This is a genomic window from Arthrobacter sp. P1_A5, from assembly GCF_056406825.1.
The window spans coordinates 1-14707 of record NZ_JBFTZL010000084.1 but is presented as its reverse complement, the minus strand read 5'-3'; the positions used below and the strand labels follow the sequence as shown (position 1 = coordinate 14707).

At 65.3% G+C, this 14707-nt stretch carries 15 protein-coding genes and 1 pseudogene; 8 read left to right on the top strand and 8 right to left on the bottom strand.

All coding sequences use genetic code 11. The features are described 5' to 3' along the window. The 4 genes and pseudogenes from AC1D1S_RS12635 to AC1D1S_RS12620 all read left to right on the top strand — a co-directional run. Positions 1-205: pseudogene (locus tag AC1D1S_RS12635) on the top strand (hypothetical protein); the annotation flags it as partial. Between the two features lie 72 nt (positions 206-277). Beyond that, positions 278-793 carry a hypothetical protein gene (locus tag AC1D1S_RS12630; protein WP_476994607.1) on the top strand — a complete coding sequence of 172 codons (516 nt, stop codon included), beginning with the start codon at positions 278-280 and terminating at the stop codon, positions 791-793. Between the two features lie 128 nt (positions 794-921). Next, positions 922-2193 (top strand): MFS transporter, encoded by a 1272-nt coding sequence (locus tag AC1D1S_RS12625; protein ID WP_476994608.1) that lies wholly within the window; start codon positions 922-924, stop codon positions 2191-2193. A gap of 96 nt (positions 2194-2289) precedes the next feature. Then, positions 2290-2607 carry a hypothetical protein gene (locus AC1D1S_RS12620; protein ID WP_243177866.1) on the top strand — a complete coding sequence of 106 codons (318 nt, stop codon included), beginning with the start codon at positions 2290-2292 and terminating at the stop codon, positions 2605-2607. 51 nt (positions 2608-2658) lie between these two features. On the opposite strand, the gene AC1D1S_RS12615 is transcribed toward AC1D1S_RS12620, so the two are convergent. Next, positions 2659-4362, bottom strand: coding sequence for an alkaline phosphatase D family protein (locus AC1D1S_RS12615; protein WP_476994606.1), 1704 nt, complete (start codon positions 4360-4362; stop codon positions 2659-2661). A gap of 71 nt (positions 4363-4433) precedes the next feature. Continuing rightward, positions 4434-5213, bottom strand: coding sequence for an ion transporter (locus AC1D1S_RS12610; RefSeq protein ID WP_476994605.1), 780 nt, complete (start codon positions 5211-5213; stop codon positions 4434-4436). Positions 5214-5410: 197 nt separating this feature from the next. Here AC1D1S_RS12610 and AC1D1S_RS12605 point away from each other — a divergent pair, with 197 nt between their 5' ends. The 3 genes from AC1D1S_RS12605 to AC1D1S_RS12595 all read left to right on the top strand — a co-directional run bounded on the left by AC1D1S_RS12605 (position 5411) and on the right by AC1D1S_RS12595 (position 9508). Next, entirely contained in the window at positions 5411-6262 is an 852-nt protein-coding gene (locus tag AC1D1S_RS12605; RefSeq protein WP_243177863.1) for an MIP/aquaporin family protein, read from the top strand. Positions 6263-6298: 36 nt separating this feature from the next. After that, positions 6299-8200 (top strand): primary-amine oxidase, encoded by a 1902-nt coding sequence (locus tag AC1D1S_RS12600; protein ID WP_476994604.1) that lies wholly within the window; start codon positions 6299-6301, stop codon positions 8198-8200. A gap of 96 nt (positions 8201-8296) precedes the next feature. Next, positions 8297-9508, top strand: coding sequence for an alanine racemase (locus AC1D1S_RS12595; protein WP_476994603.1), 1212 nt, complete (start codon positions 8297-8299; stop codon positions 9506-9508). Between the two features lie 3 nt (positions 9509-9511). Here AC1D1S_RS12595 and AC1D1S_RS12590 read toward each other — a convergent pair whose 3' ends face one another. The 6 genes from AC1D1S_RS12590 to pxpA form a co-directional block, all read right to left on the bottom strand. Further along, on the bottom strand, positions 9512-9796 hold the full coding sequence (locus AC1D1S_RS12590) for a hypothetical protein (RefSeq protein ID WP_243177860.1): 285 nt from the start codon (positions 9794-9796) through the stop codon (positions 9512-9514). Positions 9797-9987: 191 nt separating this feature from the next. Then, positions 9988-10974, bottom strand: coding sequence for a 5-oxoprolinase subunit C family protein (locus tag AC1D1S_RS12585; protein WP_243177859.1), 987 nt, complete (start codon positions 10972-10974; stop codon positions 9988-9990). Then, on the bottom strand, positions 10964-11872 hold the full coding sequence (locus tag AC1D1S_RS12580) for a 5-oxoprolinase subunit B family protein (RefSeq protein WP_476994602.1): 909 nt from the start codon (positions 11870-11872) through the stop codon (positions 10964-10966). Before AC1D1S_RS12580 ends, AC1D1S_RS12585 begins: the two co-directional genes overlap by 11 nt. Beyond that, positions 11869-13221 carry an acetyl-CoA carboxylase biotin carboxylase subunit gene (locus AC1D1S_RS12575; protein WP_476994601.1) on the bottom strand — a complete coding sequence of 451 codons (1353 nt, stop codon included), beginning with the start codon at positions 13219-13221 and terminating at the stop codon, positions 11869-11871. Before AC1D1S_RS12575 ends, AC1D1S_RS12580 begins: the two co-directional genes overlap by 4 nt. A 2-nt stretch (positions 13222-13223) precedes the next feature. Beyond that, complete coding sequence (locus AC1D1S_RS12570) at positions 13224-13463, bottom strand: acetyl-CoA carboxylase (protein ID WP_243177856.1); 240 nt, start codon at positions 13461-13463, stop codon at positions 13224-13226. 36 nt (positions 13464-13499) lie between these two features. Further along, complete coding sequence (pxpA, locus tag AC1D1S_RS12565; protein WP_476994600.1) at positions 13500-14267, bottom strand: 5-oxoprolinase subunit PxpA; 768 nt, start codon at positions 14265-14267, stop codon at positions 13500-13502. 118 nt (positions 14268-14385) lie between these two features. Between pxpA and AC1D1S_RS12560 the strand changes: the two genes are divergently transcribed. Continuing rightward, on the top strand, positions 14386-14707 hold a 322-nt coding region (locus AC1D1S_RS12560; protein WP_476994599.1), incomplete at its 3' end, for a PucR family transcriptional regulator ligand-binding domain-containing protein.

Here is a 14707-nt window from a genome sequence, read left to right as displayed (position 1 = left end):
GCTCTCGCGCATGGGGGCGACCGCCTCCGAGATCGACGTCGCGATCGACCGCGACGACGGAGGCGGCGTCAGCGTGGTGGCGTCGTGGCTTAAGCCTGACGTCGCGCAGGAGATGACGGAGGTGAAGGACGACACCGGACTCGTGGCGATGGACCCCGACGCCGGGTCAGTGCGGCCGGCGCGGGACGACTCCGCGCCCCGGTAGTACTTCGGGGCCCGCTTTCGCTCCGGCAGGGTGGTGTTCCCGAAGCAGCCCTTCGATCAGAGTGGAGTTTTCATGGCACCGCAGATTTCCGGCAAAATCGATAAGAAACTGTTTGGGCTCTACCTCTCGGACCACCTCGCGGGGGCCACGGCGGGGCAGGGCCGCATCGAGCGAATGGCGCGCGACTTTACGGACACTCCCTTTCGCGCCGAACTTGAAGCGCTGGCCACCCAGATCCGGGAGGAGCGGGAGTACCTGAACGGACTAGTGGGGGATTTTGGCCTGCCACGGCGAACTCCCCGGAGGGTGGCGGCGTGGGTCGCGGAGCATGCCGGCCGGCTCAAGCTCAACGGGCGGCTGGTGCGGCGCTCGCCGCTGACGCTGGTGTTGGAGTCTGAGGTCATGCGGTCAGCGGTGATGGGAAAGCTGGGGATGTGGCAGACGCTGCGGGACCTCTCCGGCGATCTGGGTCTCGACGGTGCCAGGTTTGACGCCCTGGCCACCAAGGCGCGTCACCAGATCGCCACCCTGGACCGGGTCCATGAGTACGCCCGGCGGCGGTCGTTCTACACGAACCAGGGCAGCTGAGCAGACCGGGCATCGTCGGCTCGACCGGTCGCGTCCTGCCCTGCGCCCGGTGTGCACTGGCGCGCGCCGGCAGCGGAGACGAGAATGGGCTCGTGCTCCCTCCTCGCCCTGGCGGGGACGGCGACGCGATGAACGCCGCCGCCCRAAAGATTCAGCGCATCTATTTGACGTTGACGCTGGGCAATACCCTTGCGGCCTCGTTCATCTGGGGGATCAACACCCTCTTCCTGCTCGACGCCGGACTCAGCAACTTCGAGGCGTTTGCCGCGAATGCCTTCTTCACGGCCGGCATGGTGCTGTTCGAGGTGCCCACCGGGGTGGTTGCCGACGGTTGGGGCCGGCGCGTCTCGTTCCTGCTCGGAACCGTGACCCTCGCCGTCTCGACCTACTTCTACTACCTGCTCTGGCAGTTCTCCGCCCCGTTCTGGTGGTGGGCGGTAGTGTCGGTCCTGCTCGGCCTGGGCTTCACCTTCTTCTCCGGAGCGGTCGAGGCGTGGCTCGTCGATGCACTGCGCTTCTCGGGGTTCGAGGGCGGGATGGAAGCGGTGCTCGGGCGGGGCCAGATGGTCGCCGGAGTCGCGATGCTCGCCGGCTCTGTCGCCGGCGGCGTGATCGCGCAGGCCACCAATCTGGGCGTGCCGTTCCTGATGCGCGTGGGCGTGCTGCTGGCCATGTTCGCGGTGGCGTTTGGGCTCATGCGCGACGTCGGGTTCACCCCCGAACGCTCGACCCATCCCCTCCAGGCGACCCGGGCTGTACTCGCCGCCTCGATCGAGAACGGCTTGAAGAATCCGCCCGTACGTTACGTGATGCTGGCCGCCCCGTTCACCGCCGGCGTCGCGATCTATGTGTTTTACGCCCTGCAGCCGTACCTGCTCGAGCTTTATGGGGACCCCCACGCGTATTCCGTCGCGGGCCTGGCCGCGGCCATCGTGGCCGCGGCGCAGGTGCTCGGCGGCTGGATGGCTCCGCGCATCCGGCGCCTTGTCCGACGGCGCACCACCGTGTTGATCCTGAGCAGCGTCATGGACACGGTGATCCTGGTGGTGCTCGGGTTCACCCACGTGTTCTGGGTGGCCCTGGTGCTGTTGGCGCTCTGGGCAGTGGTGTCATCGGCGGGCATACCGGTGCGGCAGGCGTACCTGAACGACATGATCGCCTCGAAGCAGCGCGCCACAGTGCTCAGCTTCGATTCACTCATGGGCTCAAGCGGTGGCGTGGTGGTCCAGCCGCTGCTCGGCCGGGCGGCAGATGTGTACGGCTACGCGGCGTCGCTGGCGATCGGCGGCGTGATCGAGTTGATCGCGGTGCCGTTCCTGCTGGCGAGCCGCCGGCAACGCCACCAGGCCGATCAGTCCAACGCCCCGACCAGCACCAACACCGGATCCCAGCCGGCGTAAGAGGCCAGCCGGAATAACACTTCGGCCTCGCTCCTTACTTGGCGGGGCCTTCGGGGCCTACAGTGGGCGTGTAGAACCGTCGACAGGAGCGCCTCAGTGATTACCCTGCAGATCGAACACCAGGTCCGGGATTTTGACATGTGGCGGAGGGCTTTCGACAGCGATCCGCTGGACCGCGCCGCGTCGGGCGTGCGGTCATTCCGGATCTCGCGCCCGCTTGACCAGCAGGATTACGTGATGCTGGAGATGGACTTCGATACGCAGGCGGCGGCGGTGGACTTCCTGGGCCGGCTGCAGAACGATACGTGGAAAACGGGTGTGACGGCGCCGGCGCTGGTCGGCGAGCCATCGACCAGAATCATCGAAACGGTCGCCATCGAGAACGTGGCGGCCGCTGACCGCGGCCTTCGGTAGAACGTCTGCGCCGACACGGGGATCAGACGCGGGGATCACAAGACGCTCACGTCATGCGTTTCGCTGTTGCCCCTGCTGTCCCTGGACGGGGTCCTGCGCGCTCCGCGGAGACACCGTGAGGGTGGCGACGCGTTCCAGCCTCGGATGCAGGTGGTCGCCGTCGTCCACCACCCCGGTCTGCCACCACAATTTCAGCCCTTCCGGCACGACTTCCAGGTAGGCCAAGTTGTTTTGGAACCAGGGCCCCCGGATGCCGGACCAGTGGAACGGCGGGTCCGGCACCTTGGCCGAGCGCGCGACCAAGGCGCCTACCGGGGTGGCCAGGCCGTAGGACATGACGGCCGCGAAAGACCTCATCAGGCGGGGCAACGGGTTGCGGATGGGGGAGCAAACGGCCTGCAGGATCCGGCTGCCCGAGGCACGCTCCACCTCCGCCACATAGGAGTAGTGGACGTCCCCGGAGAGGAAGGTGATTGTTTCCGGTGCCGGGCCGCGCTTGCCGTCGGCCACTTCGCTGGCCATGGCCGCCAGTTCCCTGAAGCTGTTTTGGAATGCKCCCCAGTGTTCCAGGTCCAGCGCCTGGCGCAGCTTCTCGCCGGCCCAAGCGGCACGGTTTCCCCACGCACCTTCAGAGACGGCCTCATTCCACGACTCGACGTAGTGCAGGCCCATCGGCAACAGGAAAGGCAGGGATGTCGCCACGAGCAGGTGGCGGAAGCCGCCTTGCATCCGGTCGTCCAGCCAGGCCATTTCCACCGCGTCAACCAGCGCCCGGTCGTCCGGCGTCAGGTCCCGGGCTGCGCGGGAGTCAACCACGATCAGCCGGGTGTCGCCGAAGTCGCGGCAATAGCTCCACCGGTAGGATTTCGGGTCCTGATCAGCCCGCTCCGCGAAGCTGTCCAGCTCGGCGCCCACATCGAGCTCATCCCCGCCGGTGTGCCCGATGATCCGCTGCCACACGGCATCCTCCGCCCGTTCCTGCGGTGACAGGTTCCCCAGATGCTGGTAGACCCAGTACGAGGCCAGTCCCGCGACGATCCGCCCATGCCACCACGAGGTCGCCTCCATCTTCTTCTTCCAGCTCAGCGAGGTGTTCCAGTCGTCGCGGATGTCGTGGTCATCGAAGATCATGGCGCTGGGCAGGGTGGACAGCAGCCATCGGTTCRCGGGGTCTGACCAGGCCAGAAAGTACAGGTGGGCGTATTCCTCGTAGTCCTTGAGCTCTTCGCCGGGGGGTGCCTTGATGTCGCGCCGGCCGCGGATGAACTCCTGCATCTGTTCGCTGGTCAGGTCGGCATAGACCTGGTCTCCGAGGAAGGCCAGCAGATCCGGCCACGGCAGGTCTCCGCCGGAGGCCATCTTCAGCGCATAGGCGCGCAGGGAGTCGACGCCATGGGTCCGGTTGCCGGATGCATCGTGCGGAACGCTGGTCCTGCAGGAGCCGTAGGCCATCCGCAGCGGCTTGCCGGTGGCCAATGTGGCGATCATTGACGGCGGAAATCCGGATGAGGGGTCGGGCCAGACCTGTGTTCCGTTGATATCGAGGGCGTACGGCGTCACCGTGCCGGGCTCCAGCCCGTCCAATTCCACCAGCGCGTAGTGGTGGCCGTGAACTGCGAATGTGCGGGCCTCCCAGCCCCGGCCGCCGGCACGGATGGAAACCCGGGCAGCGGTTTGGGTCTCCACCCAGACACTCGCCGACGTCTCATCCACGTACCGCACCATAGGGCCGAGCACCAGGGAAGGGGTGGTCATGAATCAGTTGTACCCGCTCCGGCCGGCTGCGGCCATGGCGTCAGGACAGTCCAAGCGCAACGCAGGCAGCGTCAATGCCCCTGAGGCGGTTCTTTGGGTGTCTCTCCGAGGGCCGGGGTGCTGCCGGAATCGCCCGGTCCCTGGGCGAGCTGGTCATGGAGCCTGCTGATCTGGGCCACGAGGCGGGCACGTTCCTCGCTGCCGATGCCTTCGTCCGACCGCTTCCGCAGATTGGTTGCTGCCGTCACACTTTCAACGAGCCAGGAGGACACCACCGCCGTGACCATGCTCAGGACTGCAAACCCGCCGACCATCAGCGTGGCCGCAGCCCACCGGCCCGGAACGGTTACGGGGTAGTAGTCGCCATAGCCGATCGTTGTGATGGTGACAATTGCCCACCACAACGAGTCGCCCATTGAGGTGATATTCGCGTTCGGTGCGCCCTTTTCGAAATTGAAGACGCTCAGGGCGACCGTGTAAAKCAGGAGGATCGCGGAGACAATGACGTAGGCCAGGACGCGGGTCCTGATGGCGGTGCCCGGGGCCCGTTCCATGACCCGGCGCAAGGTGAACGGACGCAGGAGCCGCAACGGCCGCGCAACGGGGAGCACCACCATGAGCAGATCCAAGGGGTGGCGGACGAACCACCGGCCCCGATGGGGCGCCAGGAGCAACTTCACAATGTAGTCGGCGCCGAAGGCGACCCACGTTGACCCCACGACGATTTCGAGAAGGTGGGCGTAGGGCTGCGGCGGTTCGGCAATGACGAGGATGGAGTAGGCCGCCAGAAAAACAAAAGCCGCACCGACGAGGGGCCACTCGGAATACTTTTGCCAGGTTTCTTGCCTCATGGCTGAATGCTAGGACTTTGTCCCGCGGATGTCCTTACGAAATTGCCACACTGTCCCAAGCCCGCCACCAGCTGACAGCGAGCCACCCGCGTACCGCTGACAACCGTCGCCGGCAGCGGTACATTGGCCTTCTGAGGTGGCAGACCGAGGCTGGGCACGGCAGACCACATGGCCAGAACCTGCGGAGGCGGACAGCCATGGCGGCAAATCAGGACAAAGACAGCGCTAACCAGGGCCACGCCCATCACCGCGTCATCCCCAACGTGCTGGGAACAGTAGAGCAAAGCGTCGTGCAGCGGATTGAGGATTTTAATGATCCGCGCCAGGAATGGCGGCGCCTGTTCTCTGAGTTGTACGGCACGTTCCTGCTCGTGGTCGTCGCGGCCGGCGGCGGTATGATGGGCCAGGCGTTCCCCGGTGTCATCAGCCGCACGGCGGCAGTGGTGGCTCCGGGCCTGATGGTCATGGGCATCATCTTGTTCATGGGCAAGATCTCGGGCGCACATCTGAACCCTGCGGTCAGCATTGCGTTCGCGCTCCGCGGTGACTTCCCGTGGCGCCGGGTGCCGGGCTACATCGTCGTTCAGCTCATTGGCGCGACGCTCGCCTGTCTGCTGCTGCAGGGCGTGATCGGCGTCTCCGCCACCTACGGTTCAAACTATCCGGCGGCTGGTTATACGGCCGGCGCCGCGTTCCTGATGGAGGCACTGCTGACGATGGTGCTGGTCAGCGTCATCCTGGGAACCGCCTCCGGGGCCCAGAACGTCGGGCTGTTTGGGGCGTTCGGGGTCGGCGCGTACATCGCCTTGGCAGGCCTGTGGGGCAGCCCCATCTCCGGCACGTCGATGAATCCGGCACGAACGTTCGGGCCTGATCTCGCCAGCGGAAATTTCAGCGACTACTGGGTGTATGTCGCCGGGCCGCTGGTCGGCGCGGCCGCGGCCGTCGGTATCGCATTCATCCTGCGCGGAGCGGGCGGCGGGAGGTCGGGCTCGGGAGCCGCGCAGGGTGCCCTCTTCACCGAGGCCGCCGAGGAAGAGAAGCCGTAGCGGGCCGTGAACGTGATCTCGCAGAAGGAGGGCGCCGTGAGAAGGTCCGCGCCGTCTCATCCGCTGGATCCGCTGGGCGAGGACGAGTTCCGTGCAGCTGCGTCCTTGCTCGCGAGCGCGCAGGGCGTCACGTTTCCGGCGTGGCGGCTTGCCGCAATCGAGCTGATCGAACCTGAAAAGGCTGCCGTCGTAGCCTTCGAAGCCGATGCCGACGCGCCGGCTCCGGAGCGGATCGTCGGCGTGAACTGCTTCGAACGGTCCTCCAACAAGACCTACCAGGCGCGGCTGTCGCTGACTCACGGGGTTGTCCTCTCCTTCACCCATATCCCTGGCGTTCAGGCGAACATGACCGTCGACGAGTGGGAAGAAGCTGACGGAGCGCTGCGCAGCCACCCGCAGGTGATCGCTGCGCTTGCCAAGCGCGGCATCACTGATCTGTCCCTGGTCTTCATGGACGTGTGGACCTATGGCCTGTCAATGATCCGGGAGGAGTACCAGGGGCGCCGGATCGGCTGGTCCGATACGTGGGTCCGTGCCTGTGCGGGCGCCAACCCCTATGCGGGGCCGGTCAACGGGTTCCACTGCGTCATTGACCTGGCTTCCATGGAACTGCTGGACATCGAGGACACTTTTGTGGTGGACCGTCCCGAGATCATGGGCGAATATGTCCCGGCGCTGATCCCGGACCGGCTCCGCGACGCAAGCACCCGCGAACCGCTCAAGCCGCTGGACATTGTCCAGCCCGAAGGCGTTTCCTTTCAGATGGACGGCAACAGGATCAGCTGGCAGAACTGGTCCATGCGCGTCGGGTTCAACTACCGCGAGGGGCTGACGCTGCACCGGGTCAGCTATCGTGACGGCGGCCGCGAACGGCCGATCGCGAACCGCCTGTCCTTCGCCGAAATGGCCGTTCCCTACCGGGATCCCAGCGATGACCACTACCGGCGCACCGCGTTCGACGTCGGCGAATGGGGTCTGGGATTCATGACGACCTCGCTGGAACTGGGCTGCGACTGCCTCGGGGAAATCCGGTATTTGGATGCGGTCATGCACAATTCTGCGGGGGAGCCCTACACCATCAGGAACGCCATCTGCATCCACGAAGAGGATGGGGCGGTGTTATGGAAGCACATCGATCACGACGGCGGCATGGAAGTGCGCCGGATACGTCGACTGGTGATTTCTTTCCATGTCACCGTGGCCAACTATGAATACCTGGTGTACTGGCGCTTCTACCAGGACGGGAACATTGAGTGTGAGGTGAGGGCCACCGGCATCATGGTGGTCAGCCATTTCGGCGAGGGCCAGCAGCATCCGAGCGGAACGCTGGTGGACAACCGCACCTACGCACCCTTCCACCAGCACTTCCTCGTGGCCCGGCTCGACCTGGACATCGACGGCACCGCAAATACCGTTTACCGTTCGGAAACCGCGATGGTCCCGATGGGTCCGGGCAATCCGTACGGGCTCGCCTTGCATCAGAACAAGACCCCCATCACGACCGAGGGGCACGACGACTACTCCTGGGAGACCCAGCGGGCCTGGACGGTGGCGAACGACAACTCGGTCAACGGGCTCGGGACCCCGGTGTCGTACAAGCTGGTGCCCGGCGCAGCTTTCCCGTCGTTCTTTGACCCGGCATCTCCGGTTTTCCAGCGTGCGGAGGTCATCGGGCACACGGTATGGGTGACGCCCAACGATGCCGCGGAACGCTGGCCGGCCGGCGAGTTCGTGAACCAAGGCACAGGCGGGCTGGGAATGCCCGAATGGGTGCGGCAGGGGCGGTCCGTGGAAAACACCGACGTCGTCCTTTGGTACGTCTTTGGCATTCACCACATCCCGCGGCCGGAGGAGTGGCCGGTTATGCCGGTGGACACTGTCGCGTTCTGGCTTAAGCCGGCCGGCTTCTTCGACCGGAACCCGGCGCTGGACGTTTAGGCGGCCCGGGCCAGGGCGTGCCGCCAGAGGCACGTCACTGAAGTAGATTTGTCGGAGTCGAGGCAGCATTTTGGGACCAAAGAACAGGGGATACGTGTGAGCAGGCTGGACGGAAGATCGGACGGAACCGATGCGGACTTCGCGGCAACGCGCCTCACGGAGCCGGCGTATCCGCAACTGCGGCTCAACAGCGCTGCCCTCGAGAACAACATCCGGGTCATGGCGGCGTGGTGCCGGGATCGGGGCGTGGAACTCGCACCGCACGTCAAGACAACGATGTCGGCACCGATCATCGAGCGGCAGTTGGCGGMCGGCGCCGTCGGCGTCACTGTCGCCACCGTGGATCAAGTCGCCTCGGCACTGCGCTGGGGTCATCAGCGCGTCCTCGTCGCCAACGAGATCGTCGACAGGTCCGGACTAACGCGTGTCCGTGCCTGGCTGGAGGAAGATCCCGCCCGGGAAATCCGCTGCTTCGTCGATTCGGCAGCAGGGGTGAAGGTGGCTGCCGAGATCTTCGACGGCGCGGCGGCCGACCTGGAGGTGCTGATCGACGTCGGAACCCCCGGCGGGCGCACCGGCATCCGCAGCCTGTCCGAGGGTCTGCGCCTGGCCGGGCTGGTCCGTGTCACGCCGGGACTGAGGCTGGTGGGTGTTGCCGGGTATGAAGGCGTCGTGCCCAACAGCCGCGCTGAGGATACGGTCACTGCAGTTGACCGGCACTGCCGGCTGGTGCGGGACGTCTATCTGGAAGCGGCGGAGTTCTTTGAAACCGCCACTCCCATCTACTCCATGGGTGGGTCGGCGTTCCCTGACCGCGTGGTTGAGTTCCTTCCCGACCGCGGCCAGGTGCCCGGAACGCGAATTCTTCTCCGATCGGGCTGCTACGTCACCCACGACCACGGCACCTATGCCGCCGTCAGCCCCGTTCCGGGACTCATTCCGGCGCTCTCCGTTCGCGCGATCGTCCTGTCCACGCCCGAAGCCGGGTTGGCCGTCGTCGGCGCCGGCAAACGGGACCTTCCCTACGACGCCGGACTGCCCAGCGTCCTCTCGGTCCGGACCGCGGACGGAGCCCTCAAGCCCGCTACAACCGCAGCGGTGCGCAATCTCTTCGACCATCATGCGGTGCTCACCGGGGTGTCCGGAGTGGATGTCACCGACACGGTGGATTTCGGGATTTCCCATCCTTGTTCCGCGTTTGACCGCTGGCCCGACTACGTCCTCACCGACGCCGACGGGCAGGAGACGGACGTTTGGCAGACCGACTTCCGCCGGTCGTCCCTGGCCCCWGGCTACGCCCCGTCCTGACGCTCAATCCTTGAGCTGCCTGGTCAGCACTTCGAATTCCTCCACGCCCAGGATCTGCATGTGCTGCTCTGCGCTGGTCTCCGTGCGGATCTTGGCTGCGGCCTCTTGGCTGCCGGCGAGGGCCTGCTCGTCCGCCCACAGCGTGATTGACAATGATTTGCTGTCCTTCCCCAGCAGGTAGTAGATGCCCAGGCATCCCGGCAGCTGGAGCACCCGGTTGACGGTGTCCTCCGACGGTGCCCCGGAGCTGTCCGGGCTTGGCTGATACGTGCTGACGCGAGCGAACATGTGCATCCTCCTAGTTCCAGGTTCGACGGTTGGATCGCCTGCCGCCCCAACCGTTGAACCGGGAGCTGGATCCTTGCGATGTCGCGCCCTGGTGGCGGGCGGCCTGGTCTCCTCCCACCAGTAAGGACCCGCGGGCGCAGAAGCACAAGGCTCCTGTGCCGGTCTGTCCGCCCTAGTCCGCCGGCCGCTGCTCAGCCGCCGGCGCCGATGGCCGCACGGGCGTTCCTCTTGAGCTCGGCGAGTTCCTTGCGCGCCACAAGGGCTTCGTCCAGGCTGATTGCCACGAACCTGGTGGATGTGCCGGGGGCGGCCCGGGCCACCAGATCCATGTCGGCGCTGATGACCGTCCCCACCATGGCGTAACCGCCACCGGAGACGGCATCGCGGTGCAGGATGATCGGTTGGGTGCCGCCGGGAATCTGGATGGACCCGACAGCGTATCCGGCATCAACAATGTTGGACGGGTCGGAACCGGCGCCGAATGGCTGTTCCCGCTCTTTCCACTGCACTCCGGGACCCGAGTACCGCAATCCCATCCGGTCCGCCACCGGAGTCACCTTCCACTCGCCGTTGAGCAGGTTGTCCAGTCCCTCGTCGGTGAGGCGGTGGTCATAGAGGCCCAGGACGATCCTGACCGTCTGCTCCTTGGAGAAGGCGGGACGGAATTCTTCCGGAACAGTATCGGCGTCGGGCACGGCTCCGCCGTCCAGCGGGCTACCGACTGGAACCTGGTCGCCGGCCTCCAGCTTGCGGCCGTGGAATCCGCCGATTGCGCCCAGACTGTAGGTGGACCGGCTCCCGAGCACGGAGGGGACATCGATGCCGCCCCGGACCGCGATGTAATACCGCGTGCCGCCCTGGATGACGCCGAAGCTGAGTTCGTCGCCAGCCTTCAGCTGCAGCCGGGCCCACTGGGGCCGGGCTTCGCCGTTGACCTTGACTTCAACCGGTGCCCCAGTGACGGCGATAAGGGCATCCTGGTCGGTGGACAGTACAGGGCCCAGGTAAGTGCATTCCAGGACGGCTTCCTTGGCAGTGTTGCCCACCAGGGCATTGCCGAGTTCGGCAGAGTATTGGTCCAGGGAACCGCTCTGCGGGATGCCGACGTTGTAGTGGCCGGTGCGTCCCTGGTCCTGGACCGTGGTGGCCAGCCCGGGGTTCCTGATGTCAAACGCCATTGAGGGCCTCCATGAGTTCCTGGTTGTAGCCTGCGGGGTTCGCCAGCGCCCTGGACAGATCAAATGTCACGGGCACCTGCCGGTAGTGGAACGTTCCGGCGGAGATCTCAGACTGGATGGTGTTGTATTCGGCCTCGGTGACGGGCTTGAACTTCACGATGTCGCCCGGCTTGAAGAACACCATGAAGTCCTTGAAATCGGCCAGGGACTGGGCCGGATCGAAGATGGGGGCGGCAGCGACCCCGAACATCTGGTAGCCGCCGGCACCCCGCACGGAGTAAATGCAGCCGAAGCAGCCGCCGTGGCCCACGGTCAGTTTGGGGGTGTCGGTGCGGGGACTCAAATACTTGGGCACTTCGAGTTGTTTCTCCCGCTCCACCAGTTGGAAGAGGAACGGCAGGCCGGCGACGAAGCCAACCATGGAGACAAGCCACGGTTGCTCATGGCGGCGCTGGATGAATTCGGCGGCATCCTTGAGGTTGTTGACCTTGGCTGCGTAGTCAATGTCGGTGCCGCCGGGCTCCTGATGGAATCCTTCGCGGAATCGCTCCGCCACTTCCGCCGTGAACGGGTCTTCGTACCAGACCGGGACCTCGACGATCCGGGTTTCCAGCGAATGGTCGTGATGGTGCGCAAGATCCCCTTCAATGGTCCGGACGGTCTCTTCCAGGGTCGACGGCGGCAGGACATCGGGATCGAACCTCACCAGCAGCGAGGCGTTGGCGGGACAGACGTCCACGATGCCAAGCAGCTGCATGGCCGAAAGTTTCGCTGCTATCGACATCACCCTGAAGTTGGCCGCCAGGCTCATGGACTCCGCGACCTCAACGAACAGGAATTCGTCTCCGCCCCAGGTGTAGCGGGCCTCCATCACGGCGGGTTCCGCGCTGCTGCTCATTGTGCCTCCATCAGATCGGGGACGGTTTCAAGGAATTTGGAGTGGTGGGTGACGGCTACGAATTCGGGCCGGCTCAGCAGTTTCTTGTGCACCGGGATGGTGGTCTTGACCCCTTCGATGTGGGTTTCATCCAGGGCCGACAGCATCGCCTCAATGGCCGCTTCGCGCGTGTCCGCATGCACAATCAGCTTGGCCAGCAGGGAGTCGTAGTACGGAGTGACCGTGGAACCGGCCTCCACCCCGGTGTCTACCCTGATGCCTGCGCCCGCGGGCCAGTCCATGGCGGTKATGAGGCCAGGGCTGGGGAAGAAGTGGTGGTCGGGGTCCTCCGCATTGACGCGGCATTCGATGGCGTGGCCATTGAATGCGATGTCGTCCTGGCGGAGGGACATCGCCCCGGTGAACGCGATCTGCAGCTGTTCGCGGATCAGATCGACGCCCGTGATTTGCTCCGTAATCGGGTGCTCAACCTGGATGCGGGTGTTCATTTCGATGAACGCCGCTTCATGGTTGACCGGGTCATAGAGGAATTCCACCGTTCCGGCGCCGCTGTAGCCGCACTCGCGGGCGAGTTCCACGGAGGAATCCCAGATCCTCTGGCGGACGTGGTCGGGGAGGTCCGGCGCCGGTGCTTCTTCAATGACCTTCTGGGAGCGCCGCTGCATGGAGCAGTCGCGGTCGCCGAGATGGATGAAGTTTGTTCCATCGCCGAGGACCTGTACCTCCACGTGACGGGCATGCTGCACAAAGCGTTCCAGGTAAACGGTGGGATCGCCGAAGACAGCAGCCGCTTCGCCGCGCGTCTGCTCAATGGATTCCAGAAGCTTGCCTTCGCTGTGCACAAAGCGGATGCCCCGGCCGCCGCCGCCGGCGGAGGCCTTAATCATGAGCGGGTAGCCGATGCCGCGGGCGATTTCTACGGCGTCGGCCGCCGGATCGAGGGGGCCGTCCGAGCCACGGAGCACGGGGACGCCAGCCTTCCGGGCCGATTCCCTCGCCAAGGACTTATTGCCCATCATCGCGATGGCGTCCGCACGCGGCCCCACCCAGATCAGGCCAGCATCAGCGACCTTCCGGGCGAAGGCCGCATTCTCGGAGAGGAACCCGTAGCCCGGATGGACGGCATCGCAGGCGTTGTCCACGGCCGCGGCGACGATGGCGTCCTGGTTTAGGTAGCTGGCGGTGGCAGGCGCCGGACCCACCACGACGACGTGGTCAGCGGACCGGGCAGCCAAGGACTCGACGTCGGCTTCGCTGGCAACCACGAATGTTTCGATGCCCATTTCACGGGCGGTCCGGGCAATGCGCACGGCGATCTCGCCGCGGTTGGCGATGAGCAGTTTCTTCATGGCTATCCTTCCCGGACGACGACGATTGCGTCGCCTGGGTTGACCATGTCGCCCTCGTTGACCTCAAACGACTCCAGGGTGCCGGCCACATCGGACTGGATTTCGGTGAACTGTTTCATGATTTCGATAATGCCGAGGGTCTGTCCGACCTCGATGGCGTCGCCTTCATTGGCGAAAGGCGGCTTGCCGGGGCCGGGCTTGCGGTAGAAGACGCCGGGGAGCGGGGAAATGATGGTTGCCACGGGATGCTCTCTTTCAGGTGGTTTGGATAGATCGGTTCAGCCAAGGACCGCACGCACTGCTGTGGCCACTGCGACAGAATTGGGTGCGTCGGAGTGGACGCAGATGCTTTGGAACTGGATGTCCAGTTCGGTGCCGTCAACAGCGAGGACTGGCTTGCCCGCCAGCGCCCTGCTGACACGCTCGGCCGCGGCGTCGGGATCGGTGGGCGCCGGGCGGCGCTGGATCAGCAGCTCACCGCCCGGGCCGTAGTTGAGGTCAACATAGAGTTCGGGCACGAAGTCCACCCCCATGGCCCGGCACACGCTTTCGTGGGCGGTCCCTGCGAGCCCGAAAAACGGAACGCCGAACTGCAAGGCTGTGCCGGCCGCGGCTTGCATTAGTTCCTCGTCGCCGGCCAGCATGCCGTAGAGGGCGCCGTGCGGCTTGATGTGGTTCAGTTTCAGCCCGTGCTTTGCGAGGAACGCTGTCAGGGCCCCGGTCTGGTACAGGATGATCGACTCTACCTCCGCCGGGGTGARCACCATTCGGCGGCGTCCAAACCCCACAAAGTCCGGCAGGCCGGGGTGCGCTCCGACTGCCACGCCGTGCTCTGCAGCCAACGCCACGGTCCGTTCCATGACGTCGGGATCGCCGGCATGATACCCACAGGCCACGTTGGCGACGTCGATGATGCGCATGAGTTCTTCGTCATTGCCGAACTCGTGAAGGCCGAGGCCTTCGCCCATATCGGAGTTCAAGAGCACCCGCCCTGAAGTGTGGGGAGAGGCCTCGGGAGAGGTGTCGGGGGTCACATTGGTTTGCATGAATGCAACGCTACTCAGCAATTCACGCGCCCGATATTGTGCAGGTCGCTGAATCTGCAGGCATGACTTATGGTTGTTGCACTGTCCGGCGGGGCGTCCCGCCATAGTTGGAGGGCCCGTGCGAATTTCAGACTTAGCCGACAACGCCGATCTCAACATCCGACTCCGTGTTGCCGGCGGCGAAGGCCGCCTGGCCCGGCCCATCACTTGGTGCGCCCCCACCGAACACATGGACCCCACGCCCTTCCTTAGCGTGAACGCCTTGGTGCTGACCAACGGCATGGGCCTGAACGTCAAGGACTTCCGGACCTGGGACGCCTACGTGGAACGGCTGGTTTCCGTCCCCGTCTCCGGTCTGGCGTTCGGCTTGGGCGCGGCCCACAGCGAGCTGCCGGCCGGCCTGCTCCGTGCCTGCGAGGTGCACGGCCTGCCATTGTTGG

Coding starts and splice junctions, on each gene's coding strand:
- AC1D1S_RS12605 (WP_243177863.1), top strand. CDS start 5,411: ATGGCGGCAAATCAGGACAAAGACAGCGCTAACCAGGGCCACGCCCAT.
- AC1D1S_RS12630 (WP_476994607.1), top strand. CDS start 278: ATGGCACCGCAGATTTCCGGCAAAATCGATAAGAAACTGTTTGGGCTC.
- AC1D1S_RS12590 (WP_243177860.1), bottom strand. CDS start 9,796: ATGTTCGCTCGCGTCAGCACGTATCAGCCAAGCCCGGACAGCTCCGGG.
- AC1D1S_RS12585 (WP_243177859.1), bottom strand. CDS start 10,974: ATGGCGTTTGACATCAGGAACCCCGGGCTGGCCACCACGGTCCAGGAC.
- AC1D1S_RS12580 (WP_476994602.1), bottom strand. CDS start 11,872: ATGAGCAGCAGCGCGGAACCCGCCGTGATGGAGGCCCGCTACACCTGG.